Origin of the sequence: Vibrio sp. MA40-2, assembly GCF_047302445.1 — a bacterium.
Classification (GTDB): Bacteria; Pseudomonadota; Gammaproteobacteria; order Enterobacterales; family Vibrionaceae; genus Vibrio.
Map to the genome: position 1 here is coordinate 223683 of NZ_CP178627.1, position 18372 is coordinate 242054.

General features: G+C 37.4%; 18 protein-coding genes. 14 read left to right on the forward strand and 4 right to left on the reverse strand.

What is annotated here, in order from left to right:
* Nucleotides 1-253 precede the first annotated feature (253 nt).
* Nucleotides 254-1039 carry a helix-turn-helix domain-containing protein gene (locus ACLKML_RS00865; protein WP_413283210.1) on the forward strand — a complete coding sequence of 262 codons (786 nt, stop codon included), beginning with the start codon at nt 254-256 and terminating at the stop codon, nt 1037-1039.
* Entirely contained in the window at nt 1026-2549 is a 1524-nt protein-coding gene (locus ACLKML_RS00870; protein ID WP_413283211.1) for an EAL domain-containing protein, read from the forward strand. The genes ACLKML_RS00865 and ACLKML_RS00870 overlap by 14 nt, the downstream gene beginning before the upstream one ends.
* On the opposite strand, the gene ACLKML_RS00875 is transcribed toward ACLKML_RS00870, so the two are convergent.
* Complete coding sequence (locus ACLKML_RS00875; RefSeq protein ID WP_413283212.1) at nt 2546-2716, reverse strand: hypothetical protein; 171 nt, start codon at nt 2714-2716, stop codon at nt 2546-2548. The genes ACLKML_RS00870 and ACLKML_RS00875 overlap by 4 nt on opposite strands.
* A gap of 481 nt (nt 2717-3197) precedes the next feature.
* Here ACLKML_RS00875 and ACLKML_RS00880 point away from each other — a divergent pair, with 481 nt between their 5' ends.
* From ACLKML_RS00880 to citC, 4 genes are all read left to right on the forward strand, one after another.
* Complete coding sequence (locus ACLKML_RS00880; RefSeq protein ID WP_413283213.1) at nt 3198-4187, forward strand: Bug family tripartite tricarboxylate transporter substrate binding protein; 990 nt, start codon at nt 3198-3200, stop codon at nt 4185-4187.
* A 90-nt stretch (nt 4188-4277) separates the two neighbouring features.
* Nucleotides 4278-4772 (forward strand): tripartite tricarboxylate transporter TctB family protein, encoded by a 495-nt coding sequence (locus ACLKML_RS00885; RefSeq protein ID WP_413283214.1) that lies wholly within the window; start codon nt 4278-4280, stop codon nt 4770-4772.
* A 10-nt stretch (nt 4773-4782) separates the two neighbouring features.
* Complete coding sequence (locus ACLKML_RS00890) at nt 4783-6285, forward strand: tripartite tricarboxylate transporter permease (RefSeq protein ID WP_413283215.1); 1503 nt, start codon at nt 4783-4785, stop codon at nt 6283-6285.
* 201 nt (nt 6286-6486) lie between these two features.
* The gene (gene citC / locus ACLKML_RS00895) at nt 6487-7575 is read left to right on the forward strand and encodes a [citrate (pro-3S)-lyase] ligase (protein WP_413283216.1); all 1089 of its coding nucleotides are present in this window, start codon (nt 6487-6489) and stop codon (nt 7573-7575) included.
* 87 nt (nt 7576-7662) lie between these two features.
* On the opposite strand, the gene citX (ACLKML_RS00900) is transcribed toward citC, so the two are convergent.
* Nucleotides 7663-8187: a citrate lyase holo-[acyl-carrier protein] synthase gene (gene citX, locus ACLKML_RS00900; protein WP_413283217.1), complete on the reverse strand. Its 525-nt coding sequence runs from the start codon at nt 8185-8187 to the stop codon at nt 7663-7665.
* A 351-nt stretch (nt 8188-8538) separates the two neighbouring features.
* On the opposite strand from citX (ACLKML_RS00900), the gene ACLKML_RS00905 reads away from it, so the two are divergent.
* The 7 genes from ACLKML_RS00905 (at nt 8539) to ACLKML_RS00935 (ending at nt 15035) form a co-directional block, all read left to right on the forward strand.
* The gene (locus tag ACLKML_RS00905; protein ID WP_413283218.1) at nt 8539-10173 is read left to right on the forward strand and encodes an ATP-binding protein; all 1635 of its coding nucleotides are present in this window, start codon (nt 8539-8541) and stop codon (nt 10171-10173) included.
* Nucleotides 10170-10862 (forward strand): response regulator, encoded by a 693-nt coding sequence (locus tag ACLKML_RS00910; protein ID WP_413283219.1) that lies wholly within the window; start codon nt 10170-10172, stop codon nt 10860-10862. Before ACLKML_RS00905 ends, ACLKML_RS00910 begins: the two co-directional genes overlap by 4 nt.
* Nucleotides 10863-11259: 397 nt before the next feature.
* On the forward strand, nt 11260-11556 hold the full coding sequence (gene citD / locus ACLKML_RS00915; protein ID WP_317715716.1) for a citrate lyase acyl carrier protein: 297 nt from the start codon (nt 11260-11262) through the stop codon (nt 11554-11556).
* Nucleotides 11556-12434, forward strand: a complete 879-nt coding sequence (gene citE / locus ACLKML_RS00920) for a citrate (pro-3S)-lyase subunit beta (protein WP_413283220.1) — start codon at nt 11556-11558, stop codon at nt 12432-12434. The genes citD and citE overlap by 1 nt, the downstream gene beginning before the upstream one ends.
* 69 nt (nt 12435-12503) lie before the next feature.
* The gene (gene citF / locus ACLKML_RS00925) at nt 12504-13973 is read left to right on the forward strand and encodes a citrate lyase subunit alpha (RefSeq protein WP_413283707.1); all 1470 of its coding nucleotides are present in this window, start codon (nt 12504-12506) and stop codon (nt 13971-13973) included.
* 3 nt (nt 13974-13976) lie between these two features.
* Nucleotides 13977-14552 carry a citrate lyase holo-[acyl-carrier protein] synthase gene (citX, locus tag ACLKML_RS00930; RefSeq protein ID WP_413283221.1) on the forward strand — a complete coding sequence of 192 codons (576 nt, stop codon included), beginning with the start codon at nt 13977-13979 and terminating at the stop codon, nt 14550-14552.
* 96 nt (nt 14553-14648) lie between these two features.
* Nucleotides 14649-15035 carry a YbaN family protein gene (locus ACLKML_RS00935; protein ID WP_413283708.1) on the forward strand — a complete coding sequence of 129 codons (387 nt, stop codon included), beginning with the start codon at nt 14649-14651 and terminating at the stop codon, nt 15033-15035.
* A 42-nt stretch (nt 15036-15077) separates the two neighbouring features.
* Here ACLKML_RS00935 and ACLKML_RS00940 read toward each other — a convergent pair whose 3' ends face one another.
* Nucleotides 15078-15947, reverse strand: coding sequence for a patatin-like phospholipase family protein (locus ACLKML_RS00940; RefSeq protein ID WP_413283222.1), 870 nt, complete (start codon nt 15945-15947; stop codon nt 15078-15080).
* Between the two features lie 237 nt (nt 15948-16184).
* A complete protein-coding gene (locus ACLKML_RS00945) occupies nt 16185-17102 on the reverse strand; it encodes a porin (RefSeq protein ID WP_413283223.1) in 918 nt (305 codons plus the stop codon).
* A gap of 472 nt (nt 17103-17574) precedes the next feature.
* Between ACLKML_RS00945 and ACLKML_RS00950 the strand changes: the two genes are divergently transcribed.
* Nucleotides 17575-18297 (forward strand): AraC family transcriptional regulator, encoded by a 723-nt coding sequence (locus ACLKML_RS00950; RefSeq protein WP_413283224.1) that lies wholly within the window; start codon nt 17575-17577, stop codon nt 18295-18297.
* The last annotated feature ends 75 nt before the right edge of the window (nt 18298-18372 follow it).

An 18372-nucleotide genomic window follows, 5' to 3' on the forward strand; every position in this document is an offset into this window, starting at 1 on the left:
AGGCCGGATTTATTTATCTTATTTTTCATAAAGTTAGTAATTAAGATTATTCTGGTTTAGGGGTAACCATTGATTTTTTAATGGCTGTTATGGATAACTTAAACTTTACTTGTTATAAGCATAATATCATTAAGATTTATGAATGAAGTTAGCATTTCATTCGTAAAAGTTGAGATCAAGTGCTATATACTAAGTTTGTTTCCCAAGTAAAATGGGCGTTCACCTAAACAACAGAGCGACGTGGCTATTAATAATGATAGATTTTGGTAGGCTCTTAAAGAGATTTCGTACTTCAAGATTATTAAGTCAGAATGAGTTTGTTGACTTGGTGACGCACAGCAACGCAAAACTGGTTGGATTGGATGTCGTTACGATTAGTCGTTGGGAAAATAAAGTTGTCGTACCAACACATCAGCGTCAAGTTGAAGTATTTCACGCAGCGAATCAACCCTATTTTGATTTGGTTTTATCAAATGAAGATTTATTAGAATATGATTTTGATTTTAAATTACTCAAGAAATTTTACGTCTGGGAAAATACAGGAAATATAACATTATCGTCAGTTGGATATAAGTGTATTGAATCTGAAGATGAGCACGGAAATACACTGTATTGTATTTTATATATGGACGAGCAAGGAATACCGATAGGTCAGTTGACTTATAGGTTTTTACCTATAAATGACTTTTGGAAAATACAAAACAGATCTAAAGATAAAATTGTTTTAGATACTAATGCAGAGTTGTGTTTAGAAATTTGTTCAATGTATTGCTTTTCAGACAAAATATTACCTTATATGTTAGGAGGGGTAATAAAAAAATTGTTATTACGTGAAGTTAATATCATCGGTTTTTCAAGCAAAAATAAGAAATCAAGTTTAAAGAAATTTCTGAAATCTATTGGATTTAAAGCTCATAGAGAGCAAGACGAATTTTCATCATTATTACTTACGTACCATGATGCTTTATACAACAAAGAGTTATTTTATTGTTCGGCATTAATGCTAGGAGACCAAGGGGATATTAATGTCCAAGATTAATAAAAATGTACTCATTGTAGAAGACCAAGCTTTTTTTCGAGAAATACTGGAAATAGCTCTAAAAAATGTAGTACCAGTTAACAGCACGATAAAAAAAGTTAGCAGCGGGAACCAAGCTATAGATTTGCTAAAAACTGAAAAAGATTCTATTGGTCTGATTTTGTTGGATATGAGAATGGATGATGGCGATGGACTAGCCGTACTCAATTACTTAGATGAAAATGAGCTTTCTAACATACCTATATACATAGTGAGCGCATTAGAAGCTGAATTTATAAGCTTTGTAATGCAATCTATTGCAGAATTAGAGATTAGATTGGTTGGTTTTTTACCCAAAGAAACCCCCGATTCTATTATTAATAGAATTAAAAATAATAAAAGTGATATTGAAGGTTTCTTAACTGACGATGTGAAAATAACTAATGATGAGATAACACAAATAGCATCAAGTGTTAACTGCACTAATATTATGCAGTTATTAGAGTCTGAGCTGAGTTTCTATGTACAACCGAAAATATGTCTAGAAAATGGCGGATTTATTACCGGCTATGAGGTGTTGAGTCGATTGTATGATGAAAATTTAGGCATTTTAACACCCGATTTATTTTTCCCATTTTTAGAGACGCTTGAGAATAAATGCATATTTCAGTGGTTAGTTATAGAAAAAGTATTTGATCATCAACATTTAAATATGAATTCTAGTGTGTGTTGTCCATTTTCAATAAATATAGATGCAGACATTTTAGGTGGTATAGATTTTGTTAATAAACTTGAGACTATAGCGAGTCGCTATGATATCGATTTAAGGTCAATAATGTTAGAACTAACTAATGTAACGACTATCTCAGATGATACTTTGTATAGCAATATCAAGCAACTGCAGTTATTAGGAGTAAAGGTTTCATTGGATAATTTTGGTGGAACAATTACTGATTTTCAGCAGTCCTACCCGTTAGTCTTTGATGAAGTAAAAATAGATATGCGTTCACATGATAAGGTACTTGAAACAGAAGAAGGAAAAGAGATATTTACTTCTCTGTATTCCTACCTTAAAAAGAACAATTGTCGTGTTGTCGCTGAAGGGGTTGAGGACAAAGAAACAAATGATTTTCTTAATTCTATAGGTAATATTGAAGTGCAGGGATATTATTATTCAATGCCTAAGCCTATTTCAGAAATTGATGAACTATTCACGCGGTTTTTTAAAAGCCGGATTTCATGTTTATTGTCTGATATAGGTAAAGAGAGTTTTGTTGAAATATATAATTACTTCCATACCACTACATTAGAGTCAATAGATCATTATTTGTCGAATTCAACTAATATAACGGTAAGTGATTTTGTTCATAAACAAAGAGGCGCCTTAAAAACAGCGGGTCTATACGAAGCGGTAGAGTTTATTGATATGTATAAAAAAACCGAAGATGTTAAGTATTTGCAAAAATTAAAATCGTATTTAACCTATTTTAATAGTGTTTTTCTGCAGAGTGTGTTGAAAAAAATTGATTAATGTCTAAATATACTGCTTAAAAAATCCAACTCTTGCGTTGTGAGCTTCTCGTAATCTTTATTTTTATTAGAATACGAGAGCTTACTGCTTATATGATTTTTTATTTGTTCGATTTCTTTTGGGTCTAATTGGTTTAACAGCATGACCACTTTGTCGATTTTTTTCATTGTCTGCTCCTTGATATAGACTGATTATATCTGGAGATGACATATTATGTATTAGCAAAGTGGTCAATTAAATGTTATTGATTTGTCTATATTGCATTGTTATAAATTACTCACCTACAGTTTCTTATAGATACTAGCTTGTATTATTCTCCTTTTAACTTTCGAAAAGCTTAGATTATCTGATATTGATAAAATCGAGTTAGAGATTCAATTGGTAGCATATGAATTTTAGGCATTAAACTTGATTATCTGGTTTATTTGTTATTTTATATGTAAATAAATCAACCTACCTTATTGTTATATATGTGGTTTTTATTTAAATTCATTTACGCCATTTGTAGCATTAAAGAATCAATTTAAAGAGTTTTAAATCACATTACCTTTCTTCATTACCTTTAATAATGATTGTTCAATTTTAACTGCAGAAATGTCTGTAGATAGGGATTGAATATAAATACTAATAAGGAAGATAGGTAAATTTATGAATATAAAATTGAAGGCTGCTATGGTTAGCGCCGCACTTGCCACTGTTGCGGTAATGCCTGTGAGTAATGCAATAGCGAAAGATTATCCACCTAAAACCGTTTCCATGATAGCACCAGCTGGCGCTGGCGGTGGTTGGGATCTAACCATTAGAACGGTAGCAAAAACACTAAAAGATACAGGTCTTGTTGAATCTAATTTACCTGTCGTGAATCGTCCTGGAGGCGGTGGTGCGGTTAACCTTGCTTACATGCAAACCAAAAAAGGTAGTGGTAATCTTATCTCAGTTTACTCTCCTCCTATTTTATTAACTAACCTAACTGGTGCAAGTAAGTACAGCTACAAAGATACAACACCGTTGGCACGTTTAATTACCGATTATGGTGCATTCGTTGTTTCTAAAAATTCAAAATACACGTCAATCAATCAAGTAATGGAAGCACTGAAAAATGACCCTAAATCAGTAAAAATTGGCGGAACGTCCTCGGCTGGTTCAATGGATCATATTCAATTTTTAATTATAGCTAAAGCAGCAGGTGTACCTAAGTTACGCCAAATTGATTATATTTCGTTCCAAGATGGTGGTGCAGTTGCACAAGTGTTAGGAGGTCATGTTGACCTTATTTCTACTGGCTTAGGCGATGTATCTTCATTAGTGAAAAGTGGAGACCTACGTGCTCTAGCACATACTGCTGATAAGCGTGTAGGCGAAGGTTTGGTTGCTGAAATACCAACCGTTAAAGAACAAGGCATTGATGCGACTTTTGAAAACTGGCGTGGATTGTTTGGCCCGAAAGATATGCCTGATTACGCTGTAACGTTTTGGAGTAAAGCACTTAAAGACATGGTTGAAACACCAGAATGGTCAGAAGCTCGTACTCGCAACGGTTGGGATGACGCTTACCAAAATAGCGAAGACTTCACTCAATTTTTAGCAACAACTAACGAGCAATATAAAACTATATTAGCGGAAATTTTTGCTAAGTAGTTTCATTGTTAAATGACGTTTGAGGGAGAGTTCTCCCTCATCATTCCTGTTTGTTTACGTTTTTATATAACTCTAACGTAAGGTTAATCCATGAAAGATCAAAATGTTCGCCCTAATTGGGATGCGTTTACGGGGTTCTTCAGCGTCGCATTTGGCCTGATATATGGTGCTCATGCCTATACAATGCCTAGAGCTATGTTTGGTAATCCAATGGACCCAATATATTTTCCATTGGGAATAGCAGCACTCGCAATATTGATAGGTATTCTACTGCTCATTAAATGTAATTTTAAAGCATCATTGATCGCTTTTAAAAATATTATCAATGAAGATGCGACCAAGAAAAATGATCGCAGACGAATTTTATATACATGCGTTATATCAGTTGTTTATGCACTGCTGTTTGAACATTTAGGTTATGTTATTAGTACCTTTTTATTCATGGCTGCAATGCTAACAATTACAAGTGGCTTTGGTGATTGGAAAAGAAGTTTAATCGTTGCACTACTATTTTCGGGTACGGTTTTCTTCATTTTTAATACTCTGTTGGCCGTTAGTCTTCCACCTTTACCATTTATTGAATAAGGCATAAATCATGACTGATGTATTAGCTAGCCTACTTAATGGATTTGGTGTTGCGTTGCAACCCTATCATTTATTGCTTGTGACGGTAGGGGGAGTATTAGGAACCATTGTTGGTATGCTTCCTGGTTTAGGTCCTGCTACTGGTGTGGCGGTATTGTTACCTATGACTTTTGCTATGGGGCCCACTGCAGCGTTAATTACGATGACCGGTGTTTATATCGGCGCAATGTTCGGTGGATCTCGAAGTTCCATATTGATTAATACACCTGGAGATGGCGCAGCACTTGCAGCAACGTTTGATGGGTATCCAATGGCCATGCAAGGTCGTGCTGAATCGGCACTGGCTATTTCTGCTATTGCGTCGTTAATTGGTGGTACTGTTGCCGCAGTATTGATGACATTATTAGCTGAGCCAGTAGCAGGGTTTGCTCTTAAATTTGGCCCTGCAGAGTATTTTTTACTCATGGTTGCTGCATTATCAATGACTGCATCGATGTCGAAAAATAACATGCTCAAAGGTTTTCTCTCCATGGTTATTGGTTTAGCCATAGCTACAATAGGAATAGATGCACAATCTGGCCTTGACCGTTTTACTTTCGGTAATTTAGAACTACAAACTGGTGTCGATTTTCTGGTCGTAATTATTGGTATTTACGCAATGGGCGAAGTGTTTAAAAGCTTCAGGTCTTTAAGTGAAGGCAATAAAAAGGCACAAACCAAATTCAAACGCATTTGGATTGCCGGAGATGATTGGAAACGTTCTAAGTGGCCAATTTTTCGCAGTGCACCGATAGGCTTTATTATTGGTTCACTTCCTGGAGCGGGCGGAACAATGGCTTCTCTAATGTGTTATAACAATGAGAAGCAGTTGTCTAAGCACTCTGAAGAGTTTGGTCATGGAGCGATAGAAGGATTAGCTGCGCCAGAATCGGCCAATAATGCTGCCTCTATAGGTGCGATGATACCCATGTTAACTTTAGGCGTTCCTGGTTCAGGCACAACGGCGGTAATGATGGGGGCATTATTAATGCTTGGAATACAACCTGGCCCGTTACTATTTACCCAATACCCAGATACAGCATGGGGCCTGATTGCATCTATGTTTGTGGCTAACTTCATACTGGCGTTTGTCAATATACCGCTGGCAGGAATGTTAGTTCGTGTGCTCGCCATTCCACCGAAAGTATTGTATCCAATCGTACTTGGGCTTGCGTTTGTTGGGTGTTATGCAATTAGTAGTTCGGTGATGGATTTTTACATTCTAACTATTCTTGGTGTAGCGGGTGTGGTGATGAAGCGTGCAGATATCCCTACGGCTCCTATGATATTAGCGGTGATCGTTGGTGGAACGATGGAACAATCATTCCGTCAGGCATACAGAATTGCTAACCAAGACTTCACTATTTTTGTTAGTTCTACCGTGTCACAAACGTTAATCTTTATTACATTCCTATCAATTTTATTACCGATTATAGGAATGCTAAGAAGGCGTAAGCAAGTCGCCGCAGCATAAATAAGTGATGAACAAGCTCAAAGTTGAAGGTAATATTATACTTGAGCTTGTTCATTATTTTAATTGGCGATTTATCAAATGCCTAATTAATTCATTTACACCATTTAATTATTTATATTTAAATTCAGTTCTGATTTAAATCATGATATTAATTCTAAATTGAACGATACTTACCTTGTTATTAAGTTTTAGGGATAGTGTGTGGAACCGGGTTTTAGGTTTATCAAAGTTAGCATTAAAAATAGCCTTAAAATGGAAGGTGTGAAGACTTTTCTCTCTAAAATGGGCTTAGGGGTTGATGCTGATGTTGAAATGTTTGTGGTGGTATTGTTTGGAGGGCGTATTGTTGCCACAGGCGGTCTTGCAGGGAATACACTCAAATCGATAGCAGTTGATGAGCAATACCAAGGGTCAGGTTTATCAGCAAGTCTACTGACAGAACTGGTTACCTATGCGTATGACCTAGGTCGGTTCAATTTGTTTATTTATACTAAACCTGAAAACTACAAGATGTTCCATCAAGCAGGCTTTCATCAATTAACTTCGGTGAAAGATAGAATTATATTGTTGGAAAACAGCAAAACTCGTTTAGCCAATTACTGTAATAAACTGTCTTTGTTAAAGCGGTCGGGTGACAAAATAGGCAGTATAGTGATGAATGCAAATCCATTTACCCTTGGTCACCGATTCTTGGTTGAGCAAGCATCTAACCAGTGCGATTGGGTCCACTTGTTTGTAGTAAAAGAAGATCGGTCATTTTTTACTTATGAAGACCGATTAAACATGATTAAACAGGGTGTGGAGGATTTCCCTAATGTAATTATTCATTCAGGTTCAGACTATATTATCTCTCGAGCAACATTTCCTAGTTATTTCTTAAAAGACGACGGTGTGATTAATTACTGTCATACGGCAGTGGATTTACAGATGTTTAGAGGTTATATCGCGCCAGCATTGGGTATTACACATCGCTTTGTTGGTACCGAACCGATTTGTACTGTAACACGATTCTATAATCAGCAAATGCATCAATGGTTAACGACGCCAACACTTGATTGTCAGCCAGTCACGTTAGTCGAATTGCCTCGATGTGAAAAAGAACAGCAACCGATATCTGCTTCTTTGGTTAGACATCTTTTATTTAATAATCAGTGGGATGATTTAAAAAAATTGGTTCCAAATACTACATTCGACTATCTTAAAAATTTGTTTAGCCACGATAGTGATATTTATCAGTTACGTTGTAAAGAAGCCAGAGTTGCCCCAATTCATTATAGAGCAACGGGATAACTATTTTGTGTTTGATTTATTTATCATATTCGTCTGTTACTGGTAGGGGGAATTGATAACACACCAGCGATTCGAGTGAACTGTAGTTTAAATCTCAGTCTCTACTAAATCCATCATAGAGCAGATTTTTTCATCCAGTTCTTTGATACTGTGTCGGTGATTTTTAGCACACACAGGTGCAATTTTATCACAAATAATACATTTCCTAGCTGATAGCTCACATGACCCACGAGATAGAGTTTTGCCTTCGCTATTCATAACATTAATATCCAACAGCTGACCTAAACGATGATGGTTTTCAATATTCATCATTAATTTTTTCAATTGGCTAGCCGATCTGCATTGTACCGCAAGGTAGTGTTCTAAGCCGGCGGCACTCTGAAATTCGTCACTTGCGATACACAGCATACCGTGTTCAGATAATGTATTTTGTATCGATTCTAATCCTTGCGTAATCAGAGAAGGAACATAGGTGTTGCGGCGTAATTCTCTAGGCATATGAGCTTTTAATGTGATGACTGGACAAGCGTACTTCTTCAGTAGCTGTTGCTGTTTTTTGAGCCTGGTTTCTTTGCATAAATAGGAATCGTAGAGTGATACTGACCTGTTCATTATTTTTCCTCCTCTGTGTTGTACAAATACGTTAGCAAAAATAGCAGAATTTATATGGCTAATAACAACAGATATTGGAAGAAAAAGAGTATTTAATGAATTTAATGAATTTAATTAATATAACTTTGATACTGAAATTAGTAATTATTTAGCAATTGGAATAGTGCTTAATTGTTGCTTTGTATATGTTTCATATTAATACAATGTTATATATTTGTGATCTATTACCAATTATACATTTTATTTAATGTTACTTTCTAAATTATAACATTTAGCTGTTGATTAAATTGCGAATAACAAATACCGTTTATCGGTAATTTTTTGGTCTGCTATATATGGAAAATGGAGTTTATGGATAGTACAGCCATGCGTCTAAAAAAGAGGCTAGCGACAGGAATGTCTTTTAGAGGGCGTATTTTTATACTCATATTTGCGCTGTTGATACTTCAAGCGGCCCTTATGGGTGCAAATTTTCATAGTGCATTAATCAATACCTTAGAGCATCAAGTTGGTACACGAGCATTAATTCAAGCAGAAGAAATTGCGAGTGATCCTGAATTAATCCAAGAAGTCCGTATAAAAAACTTGCCCGCTATTGAAAGATTAATTAACCGATTATTTGCCCTTTCAGATGCAAGTTTTATCGTGGTTGGCGATGAAAATGGAATTAGGCTTTCGCATCCAGTTAAAGAAAGAATTGGATTACCTATGCAAGGTGGTGACAATGTTGGTGCATTGGAACGCGGCGAGTCATACATATCGATTCGAGAAGGTAGTTTAGGCTATGGTGTAAGAGGTAAAGCGCCAGTCGTAGACTTTGATGGCGAGATTGTCGGCGTTGTCTCTGTAGGGTACCTATTGAATCGATTTGATCAATGGTTGGTGTTTTATGCTCAACCGCTGATAGTTGAAGTTCTAATTATATTTGCGTTAACCTTAATCGGTGCGTGGCTGTTTTCCGCTCATATAAAAACCAAAATGAATGGTATGGAACCGTCAGAAATCGCCCTGGCACTATACCTGCAAAAATCGATTTTAAGTTCTGTCTATGAAGGAGTGATCGCCATAGACAAAAACGGTTATATTTTAGCCGTGAATAATACTGCACGAGAGCTGCTAGGCACCGACAAAGAAATCCAGTATTTAAAAACCAGACAAATTATCGAGTTTGTCAGCCAGACTCAATTTTTCTTCCAGACACCTTTTGATAAAAACATAAAAGATGAAATTGTTTCTATCAATGAGCAAACACTCATTGCCAACCGCGTCGCCATATTTGATGGTGAAGTGTTAATTGGTTGGGTCATCAGCTTTCGGCACAAAAATGATATTAATTCATTGACGGCTGAGTTGAGTCAAATTAAGCAGTACACTGAAAACTTAAGAGTAATGCGTCATGAACACGCCAATAAATTGTCAACTATTGGTGGGCTAATTGAAATCGGTGATAGCGCAGCTGCATTGAAAGTCATCAATTATGAAAACAGTAAAAAACAACAACTGATTGATTTTATTAGTTCAAGGTTTACTTGTCGGCAAGTAGCAGGAATTCTTCTTGGCAAATATTCGCGTGCGCGTGAGTTGGGTTTAAAACTCGAATTTGACCCAACTTGTCAGCTGCATCGACTTAATGAAAAAATCGAAATAGATGAACTGGCCGCTATTATTGGTAACCTGATTGATAATGCGTTTGAAGCAACACTAAAGAATCCCAATAGTAATAAAGTGATATCACTACTCATTACCGATGCAAGTCATGAACTCGTTATTGAGGTATCTGACAATGGTTGTGGCATTCCTCCGGAGATTGCCGCAGATATCTTTAGTCGCGGAGTGACCAGTAAAAACGATACCGAGGGACATGGTATTGGTCTGTACCTGATCAATCGTTATGTGACCAATGCTGGCGGGGTTATTTTAGTTGATAATGCAGAGCCGTCCGGCGCTATTTTTTCTATTTTTATTCCAAATAGTGGTGAAAAATGATGAATATCATTGATGTACTTATAGTGGAAGATGAAACACCTATAGCAGAGTTACATGCTCAATTTTTGCGCCAAATGTTGAGGTTTCGGCCAGTTGGTATTGCTTCTTCTCTCGCTATGGCAAGAACAATGATCAAGGTACAAAAACCTAAATTGATTATCCTAGATAATTATTTGCCAGACGGGAAGGGGACCGATTTATTACGTGAAATCGTTTCAGATAAAAGCACCGATAAAGCAGATGTGATACTGGTTACCGCTTCTAGTGAAATGGAAACGGTAAAAGAAGCAATGCATTGTGGTTGTTTTGATTACATTTTAAAACCTGTTGCCTATGACCGTTTACAAGAAACTTTAAACAGGTATTTGAAATTTAATAGTGCTATCAATGCGTTTGATAATATAAGTCAACGTCATGTCGACGATTTATTTAATATACAAGCAAGGGATAAAACTAATGGTAGCCTACCGAAAGGGATTGGTGAGTTAACATTAGACAAAATCAAACAGGTTTTTATACAAAATATAGCGGTTAAATTCACGGCTGAAAGTTTAGGTTCCGAAGTCGGAATTAGCAAAACAACCGCTCGTCGCTATTTAGAATACTGTTCTGCTAGTGGTTTCCTGGTTGCAGAAAATGAACATGGCCGAGTAGGGCGACCAGAAAGAGTTTATGTCAAACCAGACTAATAGTAATTATTGAAACGGTAGATAATCCTATAAGGTTATTTATCGTGTTAATATACCAGTTAGTTAATTGTTTAACTTTGTCAAAAGGCCTCAATCGTAGCAACAAGCCATTATTTGTTTCAAATAAACCCATTCCATAAGTACATACTTGCATAAGTTCATAGCGACGATCAATAATTGTTCTATCGAGCTCGACAGACTTATTAGTGTTCGACTAGATGAATAAAATTCATTAAAAGCATAAATTATTTTTACCTTTCAACGAAACTTGAATCTCATCATCAAAAAGTCTCCTTTATCAAGGAGAATACCTATCATACAGCGATAGAGTCGTGTTATGTCTTCTTCGTTATTCACTCTATTTTACTATCTCTTTATTAACTCACGAGGAGTTAACATGCAAATTAAACAGCGTTCGTACGCTGGAACGCTCGAATCTAGTGACGTACTGGTAGAGGTTTTGCCCTCTGAAACAAATAGTTTAGAAATTGAATTGACCAGTTCGGTAGAAAAGCAGTTTGATCATCTAATTTTACAAACAGTTAACAATACATTACATGAGCTCGGTGTTGAAAGTGCGACGATCGTTGTTAATGATAAAGGCGCTCTGGATTGTGTTATTCGCGCTCGAGTACAAGCGGCTGTTATGCGCGCTTCAGGCGGTGCGGAAGCAATAGATTGGGGAGCATTGTAATGGAAACAAAAATACGCAGAAGCATGTTGTTTGTACCGGGATCCAATGCCGCTATGCTCAGCAATACTTTTATTTATACACCAGACGCAATTATGTTCGACTTAGAAGATTCTGTGTCCGTTCGTGAAAAAGATACTGCAAGAATGTTGGTAATGAATGCGTTGCAGCATCCACTATACCAAGATATAGAAACCGTTGTTCGTGTTAATGGATTGGATTCTAATTATGGTGCAGACGACGTCAAGGCGGTAGTGAAGGCTGGTGTAAACGTGGTGAGACTAGCTAAAACAGATTCACGTCAGGATGTATTCGACATGGAACAGCAAATTGAAGCTGCAGAACGCAAATTTGGTCGAGAAATTGGCAGTACCAAGCTACTGGCTGCAATAGAATCAGCAAAAGGGATCAATAATGCAGTCGAAATTGCGTTGGCATCACCGAGGTTAATTGGTATCGCTTTGGGCGCAGAAGATTACGTGCGTGACCTTAGAACAGAAAGAACTGCCGAAGGAACTGAATTACTGTTTGCACGCTGCTCTATACTGCAAGCCGCGCGTGCCGCAGGTATTATGGCATTCGATACGGTTTATTCTGATGCCAACAATGAGCAAGGTTTTTTAAACGAAGCCGAACACATTAAATCACTTGGGTTTGATGGAAAATCATTAATCAACCCACGTCAGATTGAGATTTTGCATAATGTATTTGCCCCTTCACAGAAACAAGTTGATTACGCTCATGCGGTAATTGAAGCAGCGGAAGAAGCAGAGGAAATGGGTTCAGGAGTCGTGTCGTTAAATGGCAAAATGGTCGATGGTCCAATTATACAGCGTGCGCACTTAACACTTAAACGCGCCGAATCAGGTATTAAACAGTAGGGTGGCATGATGACTATTACGGATCAAATAAGCACAAACCAATTAATGATGGACTTGGGCCAGACGACAATGAAACCTTTTACTGACGCACACGATATTACTCCATATTTACTCGATAAAGACACTAAGAAAAGTCGAAAACTATACCAGTCATTACAAGAGGCAATAAAAGCTTCTGGTCTAGCTGATGGAATGACAATCTCTTTCCATCACTCATTTAGAGGCGGTGATAAGATCATTAATATGGTCATGAATATTATTGCTCAGATGGGATTTAAAAATTTAACATTAGCGTCTAGTTCTCTAGCAAGCATACATTCTCCGCTTATTGGCCATATTAGAAACGGCGTTGTGAGTAAGATTTACACATCAGGTCTACGAGGTGATCTAGCCGAAGAGATTTCTAGAGGATTATTACCACAACCGGTTCATATTCACTCGCACGGCGGCCGAGTTCATTTAATCAAAACGGGAGAATTACAGATAGATGTCGCGTTTTTAGGGGTATCAACTTGTGACGAATTTGGTAACGCTAACGCGACGATGGGAAAATCTCGTTGTGGCTCTTTAGGTTATGCAAAAGTAGATGCACAGTATGCCAAAAAAGTGATTATGCTTACTGAACAAGTGGTTGCCTTTCCGAATATGCCAGCATCAATAGGGCAGGATACGGTTGATGCGATTGTTCAAGTATCAGAAGTTGGTGACCCATCCAAAATAGGAGGTGACGCCACTCGATTAACAACGAACCCTAGAGAGCTACTTATCGCCAGAAAAGCGGCTGATGTTATTGAGTCTTCGGGATACTTTTTTGATGGGTTTTCTCTTCAAACTGGTTCTGGTGGTGCGTCTTTAGCGGTGACACGATTTTTAGAAGATAAAATGGTTCGGTCTGGTATTACGGCTAGTTTCGGTTTAGGTGGTATTACCTCGACAATGGTCAATATGCATGAGAAAGGGTTGATCAAAACCTTATTAGATGTGCAGTCGTTTGATTCTGCCGCGGCAAATTCACTCGAGAAAAATCCGTTACACATGGAAATTTCTGCCAATCAATATGCTAATCCGTCTTCTAAAGGAGCGGTTGTTGATCGCTTAGATGTGGTGGTTCTAAGTGCATTGGAGATAGACACGGATTTCAACGTTAATGTGATCACTGGTTCAGATGGCGTTATTCGAGGAGCGTCAGGCGGTCACAGTGATACTGCTGCTGCGGCTAATTTAACAATAGTCGTCGCTCCGTTAATTCGTGGACGTATTCCTACAGTGGTCAACAAAGTGCTTAATGTCGTCACGCCAGGTTCTCAAATAGATGTCGTTGTCACGGATCATGGAGTGGCGGTAAATCCAGTTAGACAAGATGTGAAGTCAAGTTTGACCAAAGCGGGAATCACTGTTTTCGATATCGAAGCCTTACAACAAAGAGCAGAATTATTAACAGGCAAAGCAAAACCAATTGAATATTTAGATAATATTGTTGGTTATATTCGCTATCGTGACGGATCAGTTATCGATACGATCAAACAAATTAAAGAATAATTTATGTATTCAGGTAACGTTGTTTCTCTAGAGCAGTTGCTTAGCTCTAGAGAAGTAAGAGCACATCGGCAACGAGAATGGTTAGAAAGCTATTCCCTTCCTCTTATTAGTTTTACCATTAATATGGTAGGGGATGTTAAAGTTAATACCATCTCTAAAATCGCCTTTGAACGAGGGGTGGCGGTCATTACTGGTTCTTTTCAGCGGCAACATCACTCTGATGGCATTAATGAAAACGTTACAGAAGATCGCAATGCTGAGCAAATCGGAACTAGGGCTCACATCTGTCATTATCAAAGTTTCAACCTAGATACAGGTTATGAGTTTTTTGCGGCGGTAGATGCTATATCAGCACAAGATCTAAAAACTAAAATGGTACAAATAGAAGATAAACACCCACTTGGGCGTTTGTTCGATATTGATGTTATTGACGTAGATGGATTCGCTTTATCTCGTGACAATATGGGATTACCTCGTCGTCAATGTATTATCTGTAATGATGATGCCAAAATATGCACACGCAGTCGTCGTCATAGCAAGCAAGATATAGTGAATAAAATGGCATCACTTGTAATGTAAATGTTCATATAGATTGGAAATTAGCAACTATTCGTAATAGACTTTGTTTGTCATAAGTCGGCTTAAATATTTTAAACTGGGTCTATTTTGAAAAAAGTGTTATTACTTATTGTTGGTTGGTTGGCCACTGGTTTGGGCTTTTTAGGTGTATTTTTGCCGATATTACCAACGGTGCCATTCATTTTGCTAGCGATGGTTTGCTTTAGTAAAAGTTCGCCTCGTTTTAAAAAGTGGTTGCAAAATAATCGCTATCTCGGTCCAACGGTTACTCGAATCAAACTGAAGCAAGGTTTGACTCGAAAAGAGAAATACAAAATCTTAATTTATAGTTGGTTGTCTATTGTTTCTACCATCGTATTGCTGCTTGAGAGCGTCGAACTAAAGCTGCTACTTAGTGCTATTTTATTAATAGAAACGTGGTTTATTATTCGTTATAAAACCTTCACTATCAGTAAAGTTGCCTCCACTTCCTCTATTCGTTAAAAGTTGGCCTTGATTTGTACCGGTTCAGGTATTCTATCTGATTCAAGCCTGTCGGAAAGCATCTTCAGCCGCTTGATAACCGTACTGTATCATTTCTTCTGCTCTGTTAAATTCAAATGTACCGCAAATGTTTTGTGGGATTTCGATTATTTTATCTGGTGGGTAGGTAGCCAATTTCTGTCGTGCAATTGTACTTTGCATTGCGTCAAACGCCTGATTTGCAATATCAAAAGCATCAAAGTTAATATTGATAGTATCGATAACCGACCCTTGAAGCCTGTCGACGTAATGACTAATTTTTTCTTGTAGCGATAGTTGGGATTCTGCCGACGTGTGGTTTTCTACTACTTCAGGAACATTGATGATATTACCTCCTAAATTCACCGCGAGCGTTAAATCTGTTTTATCGCCAAAAGTCGGTGCAATAGGGACAGGGTTGAGTACACCGCCATCAATGAGTTGTTCGCCTTCGATTTCAAAAGGAGTAAAAAATAACGGTAGCGAAATAGAGGCTCGAATGGCATCAAAAAGGGGACCGGAATTTATCCACACTTCTTTTTTATCTTTCACGTTAGCGGCAACAGCAGTAAAAGGAATATCTAAATCTTCTATTTTAGTGTCACCAACCAACTCAATGAGTGTATTTATAATTCGATCTCCCTTGAATAAGCCACTTGATTGCCAAGAGAGATCGAGCAGTTTTGCCATGGATGCTTTATCGATAGCGGTAACCCACTTTTCAAACAAATCTAACTTGCCTACTGCATAAATCCCACCAATTAATGCACCAGCAGAACACCCAGAGATTGATTTGATTTGATAGTCATTTTCTAAAAGCCAATGGATAACTCCGATGTGAGTTAACCCTCGCGCTCCACCACTTCCTAACACTAATGATACTGATTTTGACATGTTCTCTGATTATCCGTTGTTAAACTAAGCTTTACTATACACTGAGTTTTTTCACTTGGATAATGAGAATAAATGAGATCAGACTTGAGTGCCATTTATCTTAATCTAAGAACTTTGACTCATGCTAATTGACTTACTCTATAGAACACATTTCGCCTAATCAGTTATTTAGTGGTATTGGTATGGAGCTAGATATAGATATTAGCGTATCTAACCAAAATTTATTACGCGGTACACTTAAAAATCGTAGCGAATACCTGCTTGCAATTGGTTGTTTAATGTATCAATTTGTTCAAATTTATACCCTGCATAAGTCCGCAAGTGGGTATTGAATTTGTATACGCCTTCAATTGCAATGTTATTGGCTTCACTAGATCGTTTGCTACTGGCGTCATAGTCACTTTTGTTGTAAACCATCACAAAACTCGCTTTCCCCATATTGTACATTGCGGATAGTTCAAGTGCTGTAGCATTGTCATCCTCTACTTCACCAAAAGCGAAAAATGCGGCAAAAACAAAATCATCAAGGTTATAATTACCCGCTAAGTTGAACTGGTAATCATCATCTGAGGATACAACACCAGCCCCCATAGTAAATGCGTCAAATGGATAGAGTGCGGCTACCCCAAAACTTTGATCGCTATCATCAGCACTTTGTGCGGCTAAGTAGTTTGCTTTTATTGATAGGTCATTAAATTGACCACTATACAAAAAGTTCGCTTCACGTTTATCTTGGTTACCATAGGTCAAATCTGCGGCATCAGCACCAAAGGTTGCCATCGTATCGGTGAAATCGGTCAACATAACTTGAGCCGAATCTTGTTTACCATAAGAAAAACGTCCGATATCAGTGCCTAATCCGGCAAAGATATATCGATTAGTCAGTTCACTTCCTGTATCAAATTCGGCTTCGTACTTTCCAAATCCGCTCAATGAATCAGAAATTTTTGTATTACCAATGACGTTTATTCTGGCTCGAGACCGATCATCAAATGAATTTTCTGTTGCTGTCTTATTGTTATCAGAAAGATTGAAGCGTGCTTCTGCTCTGCCTCCAATATCTAACTGTGTCATATCATCTTTATAGACAGTGGCGGCAAGAGACGATGCTGAAATCACCGTTGTAAAGATTGTAGCGAGTGTGGTTATTTTCATCTGCGATATCCTAGGTTCAAAATGGTGAGCCGTTGTTTACAGTAATTGAGTATTTTTATGCTTTTAATGATCAGTTTAAGTAGTGAGTATTTTGTATGGTAAGTATGCGTTTCTACTCAGGACTCTAGTAAAGAGAGGGATAATTTCAAGTTAACTGTATTAAAATCAAATAATTGTTTAGTTAAATTGACAAAGAGACACAAATTATTGTGAATAGGGTGTAAACAATCTAATAAATGAGAAACAAGCTCGCTCATTTAATAGAGCAATAAAACCTGTAAAATATACAAACAATATAAATACAGAAGCTTCCTCGTTATACGGAAAGGTAACGTAACTAGATAACGACTTGATTTTTATGCACTGCAAAGCGATGATGACATACAGTAAATGTTAGCAGACTACCAATTTGAAAAACTCGCCTTACATCCATCCATCATTGACTATAAGACAACCACCTTCCGATGTGTTTATGAACTTTGATGCGTTTAGAGAAAATACTGAAACTCGGTTACATTCTCATGCTTGGGGGCAACTACAAGTTATTAATGGCGGATTTCTGGAAATATACGCTGAAAACACACGTTTTATTGCTCCTCCTCATTTGGCTGTTTGGGTTCCTGCTGGTGCATCGCATTATACTTTTAATCAAAAACCAATCGATTATTGCTCAATTAACATAGAAGCAAGTAAAGCTGAATTGATGCCAAAGCATACCTGTTTAGTCAATTTGACCACCATATTTTTTGCAATTATTGAAGATTTTAGGCGTCGTTCTATCAATGTGGCGACATCTGTTGCTGATCGAAGGTTGGTCAATGTTCTATTAGATCAATTGTATTTAAGTGAAGAACAACAACACTTTTTGCCCAGCAGTAATCACAAGTTACTGAATCCAATTTTACAAGCGTTAGAGCAAGATCCAACCAATAATTTGTCCTTAAAGCAGTGGGCCGCCGCTGTACATACGACCGAACGGACATTAGCTCGATACTGTCAACTAGAACTAGGGATGAGCTTTACAGAATGGCGAATTCGGTCTAAATATTTGCATTCCATGACGCTTCTAAAGTCAGGAATGTCGGTTAAAGAAGTTGCATTGACACTAGGCTACCACCAAGCAAGCCCTTTTATTGCTATGTTTAAGAAATATGCAGCAGAAACTCCTGATCAATATAAAAATAGGACATTTTAAAGGCGGTGAATATGACTACACCGCCCTTATCGCTATACTGCTTTATGTTTCAATCGCTTTATGTTTCAATCGCTT

What these genes read in the sequence shown, in the direction of transcription:
- ACLKML_RS00865 (WP_413283210.1), top strand. Translation starts at nt 254, where the DNA reads ATGATAGATTTTGGTAGGCTCTTAAAGAGATTTCGTACTTCAAGATTA.
- ACLKML_RS00870 (WP_413283211.1), top strand. Translation starts at nt 1,026, where the DNA reads ATGTCCAAGATTAATAAAAATGTACTCATTGTAGAAGACCAAGCTTTT.
- ACLKML_RS00875 (WP_413283212.1), bottom strand. Translation starts at nt 2,716, where the DNA reads ATGAAAAAAATCGACAAAGTGGTCATGCTGTTAAACCAATTAGACCCA.
- ACLKML_RS00880 (WP_413283213.1), top strand. Translation starts at nt 3,198, where the DNA reads ATGAATATAAAATTGAAGGCTGCTATGGTTAGCGCCGCACTTGCCACT.
- ACLKML_RS00885 (WP_413283214.1), top strand. Translation starts at nt 4,278, where the DNA reads ATGAAAGATCAAAATGTTCGCCCTAATTGGGATGCGTTTACGGGGTTC.
- ACLKML_RS00890 (WP_413283215.1), top strand. Translation starts at nt 4,783, where the DNA reads ATGACTGATGTATTAGCTAGCCTACTTAATGGATTTGGTGTTGCGTTG.
- citX (WP_413283217.1), bottom strand. Translation starts at nt 8,187, where the DNA reads ATGAACAGGTCAGTATCACTCTACGATTCCTATTTATGCAAAGAAACC.
- ACLKML_RS00905 (WP_413283218.1), top strand. Translation starts at nt 8,539, where the DNA reads ATGGATAGTACAGCCATGCGTCTAAAAAAGAGGCTAGCGACAGGAATG.
- ACLKML_RS00910 (WP_413283219.1), top strand. Translation starts at nt 10,170, where the DNA reads ATGATGAATATCATTGATGTACTTATAGTGGAAGATGAAACACCTATA.
- citD (WP_317715716.1), top strand. Translation starts at nt 11,260, where the DNA reads ATGCAAATTAAACAGCGTTCGTACGCTGGAACGCTCGAATCTAGTGAC.
- citE (WP_413283220.1), top strand. Translation starts at nt 11,556, where the DNA reads ATGGAAACAAAAATACGCAGAAGCATGTTGTTTGTACCGGGATCCAAT.
- citF (WP_413283707.1), top strand. Translation starts at nt 12,504, where the DNA reads ATGAAACCTTTTACTGACGCACACGATATTACTCCATATTTACTCGAT.
- citX (WP_413283221.1), top strand. Translation starts at nt 13,977, where the DNA reads ATGTATTCAGGTAACGTTGTTTCTCTAGAGCAGTTGCTTAGCTCTAGA.
- ACLKML_RS00940 (WP_413283222.1), bottom strand. Translation starts at nt 15,947, where the DNA reads ATGTCAAAATCAGTATCATTAGTGTTAGGAAGTGGTGGAGCGCGAGGG.
- ACLKML_RS00945 (WP_413283223.1), bottom strand. Translation starts at nt 17,102, where the DNA reads ATGAAAATAACCACACTCGCTACAATCTTTACAACGGTGATTTCAGCA.
- ACLKML_RS00950 (WP_413283224.1), top strand. Translation starts at nt 17,575, where the DNA reads ATGAACTTTGATGCGTTTAGAGAAAATACTGAAACTCGGTTACATTCT.